Raw genomic sequence first — 5,035 nt, forward strand, 5'->3', positions numbered from 1 at the left:
CGCGGGCCCCCTGCCCTCGGTCACCCCCCCCCCGCCGAGGACGGTGAGCCCCATCCCCCCCCATCCCACCACCACCCCGGCCAGGTCGCCCCGGCCCCGCCCCCCCCCCCCCACCACCCAGGCGGTGAGCAGCATGGCCAGCGGGGAGGCGGCCATGACGGTGGCTGCGGTGCTGGTGGGCAGCAGCTGGGAGGCGAGGTAGAGCAGGACGAAGAAGACGGCGGTGTTGAGCAGGCCGAGCAGGGCGCTGCGCCACCACCAGGGGCCGTGGGGGCGGCGGCGGGCGAGGGCGAGCAGCAGCAGTCCGGCGGGCAGGGCGCGCAGGGCGGCGCCCCACAGGGGGTGGTCGGCGGGCAGGTAGGCGTGGGTGACCCAGTAGTTGGCGCCCCAGGCGAGGGGGGCGAGGGCGGTCAGCAGGACCCACCGGGCATTGGCTTCCATGGAAGACAATATAGCTTCCCTGGAAGCTACCAGGGTAGAATGGGACCCATGGACCCCACGGACCACCAGCAGCACGCTCACCGACCGGACGCCGCCCCCGCCGACCACGTCGCCCTCATCCAGGCCGAGTGGCACCGCGAACGCCCCGACCTCGACGTCTCCCCGCTGGCCGTGATCGGGCGCCTGCACCGCCTCGCCGACCGCCTCACCGCCGAACTCACCCTCGTCTACCAGCGCTACGGACTGAGCGAGGGCGAGTTCGACGTGCTCGCCGCGCTGCGCCGCGCCGGCGCCCCCTACGAACGCGCCCCCGGCGAGCTCGCCGCCCACACCATGGTCACCACCGGCGCGATGACCAAGCGGATCGACCGCCTGGAACGCGCCGGCCTGGTCACCCGCCGCCCCGCCGAGGACGACCGGCGCGGGCGCGTGGTCGCCCTCACCGACGCCGGGGCGCGCCTGATCGACGAGGCGTTCACCGCCCATCTGCGCAACGAGCACCGCCTGCTCGCCCACCTCGCCCCCGAGGAGGCCGCCGCCCTCCAGGCCCTGCTCACCGCCTGGCACCGGCGCTTGGACGCCCCCGGGACGCCGGGCCCCGGGGAGCCGGGCCGCGCCACGGCCACTCCCACCGCCGCCGGTACCGCCACCGGCAAAGGCCCCGCCACCGGCACCGCCACCGGCCCCGGAACGGGCCCTGACCGCGCAGAATGTGACGCATGAGCACCCCTCTCCCACCCGGCCCCGACCCCGACCCCGGCCGCCCCGACGAGTCCTCACCGCCGCCCGGCTGGGAGAACCCGGCCGTGCGGGCCGACCGCCGCCTGGTCGAACTGCTCCAGGAACTGCGGGTGTTGCAGACCGGCGTCCAGATCGTCGTCGCGTTCCTGCTCGGCGTCGCCTTCACCCCGCGCTTCGCCGAACTCTCCGACGCCCAGCAGGACATCTACGTCACCACCCTGCTGCTGGCCGTCATCGCCGCCGCCACCCTGGCCACCCCCGTCGCCCTGCACCGCGGCCTCTACCGCCACCCCGGCAAGGCCCGCATCGTCGACGTCTCCGCCCGCATCGCCCAGTACGGCCTGCTGCTGCTCGCCAGCGCCCTGACCGGCGCCGTGCTGCTGGTCCTGGACGTCGTCCTCGGCCCCGCGCCGGCCGTGGCCATTTCCGCCGTCATCGCGCTGATCTTCGCCACCCTCTGGTTCGCCCTGCCCTGGGCGTTGCGCCGCGCCACCAGCCGCGAGCAGCCCTGAGAGGCCCCGACGGCCTCACCCCGGCCGCCCCGGTCCCGCTGGCCGTCGGGCCTCCCGTCGGCCGCCGACCCCGTTGGCCGCCGCCCGCGCTCCCGTAACGGATCCGGGCGGGCGGGCGGCGGCACCGGGACCAGACCGTGGGCCGGCTTCCGGACGCCGGGGGCCTGGCCGCGAGGCGCCGCTCACCGCGCGCCCCGCCTTCCCCACCCCACAGAGCCCACCGGCACCCGAAACCGATTACCGGTCTCCACTAATGTGACGGTATGCACACCGACCACCGTTCCTGGGACGTCCTGCTGATCGGCGGCGCCTCCGGCCTCGGCAAGAGCCGCGCCGCCGAGCGCCTGGCCGCCGACCACGGCGCGTTCACGGTCGAGTTCGACGACGTCGTCGCCGCCCTCCAGGCCGCCACCACCCCGGCCACCCACCCGGGACTGCACCACTTCGCCCCCTACCGCGACCCCGAGCAGGAGCTGGGCGCCGACCGGGTCCTGGACCTGCAGATCGCCACCGCCCACGCCCTGGACGAGGCCCTGCTCGGCGTCGTGCGCAACCGCCTGAGCGTGGACGTACCGGCTGTCGTCGAGGGCGACTACCTCACCCCCGCGGCCGCCGTACGCGCCGGCGCCGAGGCCGCCGCCCTCGGCCGGCGCCTGCGCGCCGTCTTCCTCCACGAGGCCGACCCGCGGCGCATCACCGCCAACTACGCCGACCGCGAACCCGACGCCGGCCCCCAGGACGCCCGCGCCCACGTCAGCGCCCGCTACTCCCACTGGCTCGCCGACCGGGCCCGCGCCGCGGGCCTGCCGGTGATCGACTGCCGCCCCTACGACACCCTGCCCGCGCGGCTGACCGCCGCCCTGGCCTGACTGCCGCCGGGGCCTGACCGCCGCCGGGGCCTGACCGCCGGGGCCTGAGCCCGTCCGGGCGGGCTCAGGCCTGGGCGGCGGGCCGCCCCGCCGACTCCCGCTAGCCTCCGGCGGGGGCGTCCTCGATGTCCGAGATCAGCTTGGTGCTCAGGTCGCTCTGCACCGCCAGCCGGGTGTGCCCGGCGTCGGGGCCGGTGCCCCAGGTGAGCGTGACGGTGGTGAAGAGGTGCCCGGCACCCGAGTCGTGGTAGCGCACCTCCCAGGCCGTGGGCACGTCCTGGGCGCGCAGCACGCCGTCGGCGTGGTTGGCCTCCTCCCAGGCCGCCAGGCGCTGGCGGAGGTCCTCGGTGAGGTAGTGGGCGCGCAGGTCTTCCGACAGGTTGTCGGTGCCGTCGGAGACGGCGTCGATGTAGGCGCCGTAGAAGTCGGCCACCCGGTCGACCGCCGAGTCCGGGCTGCCGCCGCGCACTGCGTCTCCTGCCTGGGTCATGATGGTCCCCTCCGTCGTGTACGGGCCCGCGCGCCGTCGAGACGCCGCCCGGGCCGGTCGGTTCGTCCACCGGTTCCAACGAGCCCGGGACGCCGGAGGTTTCGGGCACAGAGTCCCAACGGACTTACGGACACGCGGACTTACGGACCTGACGAGCGGGCCGGCTGGACGGGAGGCGGGAGTTGCTGATCGTGGTGAGCGGCGGGCCGGGCAGCGGAAAGACGACGCTGGCGCACGCCCTGGCCCACGCCCTGGGCTGCCCGGCGGTCGTGCGCGACGAGCTCAAGGAGGGCCTCGTGCACGCGGGCACCCGTACGCCCACACCCGATCTGGCGGTGCGGGACGCGTTCTTCGGCGTGCTGGGCGTGCTGGTGGACGCCGGGATCAGCGTGGTCGCCGAGGCCGCCTACCAGGACCACCTGTGGCGCCCGGGCCTGACCCCGCTCGCCGCCCGTACCGACATGCGCGTCGTGCACTGCCGGGTCGCCCCCGCCCTGGCCCGGCGCCGCATCACCGAACGCCTGGCCGCCGGCGGCCACCGCGCCGCCCACGCCGACCACGCCCTGCTCGCCACCCCACCCGGCCCGGGCAACCTGATCGACGACTTCACCCCGCTCTCCCTCCCCGTGCCACAGCTGCACGTGGACACCACCGACGGCTACCACCCGCCACTCGCGGACATCACCGCCTTCGCCCGCCCCTGAGCGCCCGATGCCCCGGTCCGGCTTCCCGTACGGAGGCTGCGGCCAGCCGCCGGGGCGGGTGCGGGCCTGGGGGTTGAGTCCGCATTCGCCGTTGGGGTTCACCGCCCCGTAGCTGAGGACATCTCATTTGGTTGGTTGGCGGGGACGGGTTCCGGCCACGTCAGGCTCCGCCCATTCCGGATCGTGCTCCTCAGGAACCGGCCTCCGGAGCTGGCCGACAGGCCGTCAGTTATGGTGCACGGCCGTGGGAGAGTTGATAGTTGTCCGGCACGGCCAGACCGAATGGAGCCTGTCGGGCCGGCACGCCGGCCGCACCGACGTCGCGCTGACCGATGCGGGTGAGGCCGCCGCCAGGGCGCTTGCGCCGAGGCTGGCCCGACGCCGTCTGATCGCGGTGTTCAGCAGCCCACTGGGCCGCGCGATGCGGACGGCCGAGCTTGCGGGCCTGGCCGATGTCAGGCCTGATCCGGATCTGGTGGAGTGGGACTACGGCGGCTACGAGGGCCTGACCGCCGAGCAGATCCAGGAGTCCAGGCCGGGATGGGACCTCTGGCGGGACGGCGTCATTCCCGGGGACGCCTCCCATCCCGGCGAGCAGCTCCAGCAGGTGGCCGCGCGAACGGACGCGGTGCTGGACCGGATTCGACCGTTGCTGAGCGGGGGCGATGTCGCCGTGGTCGCTCATGGCCATCTGGCGCGAGTGATCACCGTGCGCTGGCTCGGGCTCGATGCGTCCGCCGCCCGGCTGCTCGGCCACCCGCACCCGGGCTCTCTGAGTTTCCTGGCCATGGAGCACGGGCAGCCGGTCATCTCCGCCTGGAACGTCCCGTAGCGGCATGCCGACGTCACGCCTGCCGTGCGAGACGGCGACAGCCGATGAGAGCTGCGGCAATGCCGCGAACGCGGCGAAGTGGTCGGCCCTGTACTCATAGCGGCGGTGAAGGCGGCGGAAGCAGTTGAGCCAGGCCACGGTCCTCTCGATCGCCCGCCCGCCTGCCCGGACGGATCGTACGGTAGGCGAACCGTCCGGGCAGGCGGGCGGGGCAGGGCGGGTGGCGTCAGCGGGATGCGGCGTCCTCGCGCAGGCGTTTCTTGTCGGGCTTGCCGACGGCGGTGAGCGGGATGGCGTCGACCAGGTGCAGGGCCTCGGGAGCGTAGAGGCGGCCCTTGTTGGCGGTGACGAAGGCGCGGACGTCCTCCAGGTCGGGCTGCCGGCCCGGGGCGGGGACGACGGCGGCGTGGACGTGTTCGGCCTGCTGGTCGTCGCGGACGCCGTAG

General features: G+C 74.9%; 7 protein-coding genes and 1 pseudogene. 5 read left to right on the forward strand and 3 right to left on the reverse strand.

The annotated features are described in order from the left end of the window. On the reverse strand, positions 1 to 441 hold a 441-nt coding region (locus ACZ4W5_RS37720; RefSeq protein WP_465659754.1), incomplete at its 3' end, for an EamA family transporter. 48 nt (positions 442 to 489) lie between these two features. Here ACZ4W5_RS37720 and ACZ4W5_RS37725 point away from each other — a divergent pair. The 3 genes and pseudogenes from ACZ4W5_RS37725 to ACZ4W5_RS37735 form a co-directional block, all read left to right on the forward strand. Next, positions 490 to 1,026: pseudogene (locus tag ACZ4W5_RS37725) on the forward strand (MarR family winged helix-turn-helix transcriptional regulator); the annotation flags it as partial. 134 nt (positions 1,027 to 1,160) lie between these two features. Next, a complete protein-coding gene (locus tag ACZ4W5_RS37730) occupies positions 1,161 to 1,694 on the forward strand; it encodes a DUF6328 family protein (RefSeq protein WP_465659756.1) in 534 nt (177 codons plus the stop codon). Positions 1,695 to 1,957: 263 nt separating this feature from the next. Then, the gene (locus ACZ4W5_RS37735; RefSeq protein WP_465659758.1) at positions 1,958 to 2,563 is read left to right on the forward strand and encodes an AAA family ATPase; all 606 of its coding nucleotides are present in this window, start codon (positions 1,958 to 1,960) and stop codon (positions 2,561 to 2,563) included. Positions 2,564 to 2,663: 100 nt separating this feature from the next. Here ACZ4W5_RS37735 and ACZ4W5_RS37740 read toward each other — a convergent pair whose 3' ends face one another. Beyond that, the gene (locus ACZ4W5_RS37740; RefSeq protein WP_465659760.1) at positions 2,664 to 3,053 is read right to left on the reverse strand and encodes a hypothetical protein; all 390 of its coding nucleotides are present in this window, start codon (positions 3,051 to 3,053) and stop codon (positions 2,664 to 2,666) included. 191 nt (positions 3,054 to 3,244) lie between these two features. Between ACZ4W5_RS37740 and ACZ4W5_RS37745 the strand changes: the two genes are divergently transcribed. Next, entirely contained in the window at positions 3,245 to 3,757 is a 513-nt protein-coding gene (locus ACZ4W5_RS37745) for a P-loop nucleotide/nucleoside kinase family protein (protein ID WP_465659765.1), read from the forward strand. Positions 3,758 to 4,001: 244 nt separating this feature from the next. After that, a complete protein-coding gene (locus ACZ4W5_RS37750; protein WP_465659762.1) occupies positions 4,002 to 4,589 on the forward strand; it encodes a histidine phosphatase family protein in 588 nt (195 codons plus the stop codon). Positions 4,590 to 4,815: 226 nt separating this feature from the next. Here ACZ4W5_RS37750 and ACZ4W5_RS37755 read toward each other — a convergent pair. Further along, a partial coding sequence (locus ACZ4W5_RS37755; protein ID WP_465659763.1) for an AMP-binding enzyme occupies positions 4,816 to 5,035 on the reverse strand: 220 nt, incomplete at its 5' end.

Source organism: Kitasatospora sp. NPDC029367 (assembly GCF_055569135.1).

What these genes read in the sequence shown, in the direction of transcription:
- ACZ4W5_RS37730 (WP_465659756.1), top strand. Translation starts at nt 1,161, where the DNA reads ATGAGCACCCCTCTCCCACCCGGCCCCGACCCCGACCCCGGCCGCCCC.
- ACZ4W5_RS37735 (WP_465659758.1), top strand. Translation starts at nt 1,958, where the DNA reads ATGCACACCGACCACCGTTCCTGGGACGTCCTGCTGATCGGCGGCGCC.
- ACZ4W5_RS37740 (WP_465659760.1), bottom strand. Translation starts at nt 3,053, where the DNA reads ATGACCCAGGCAGGAGACGCAGTGCGCGGCGGCAGCCCGGACTCGGCG.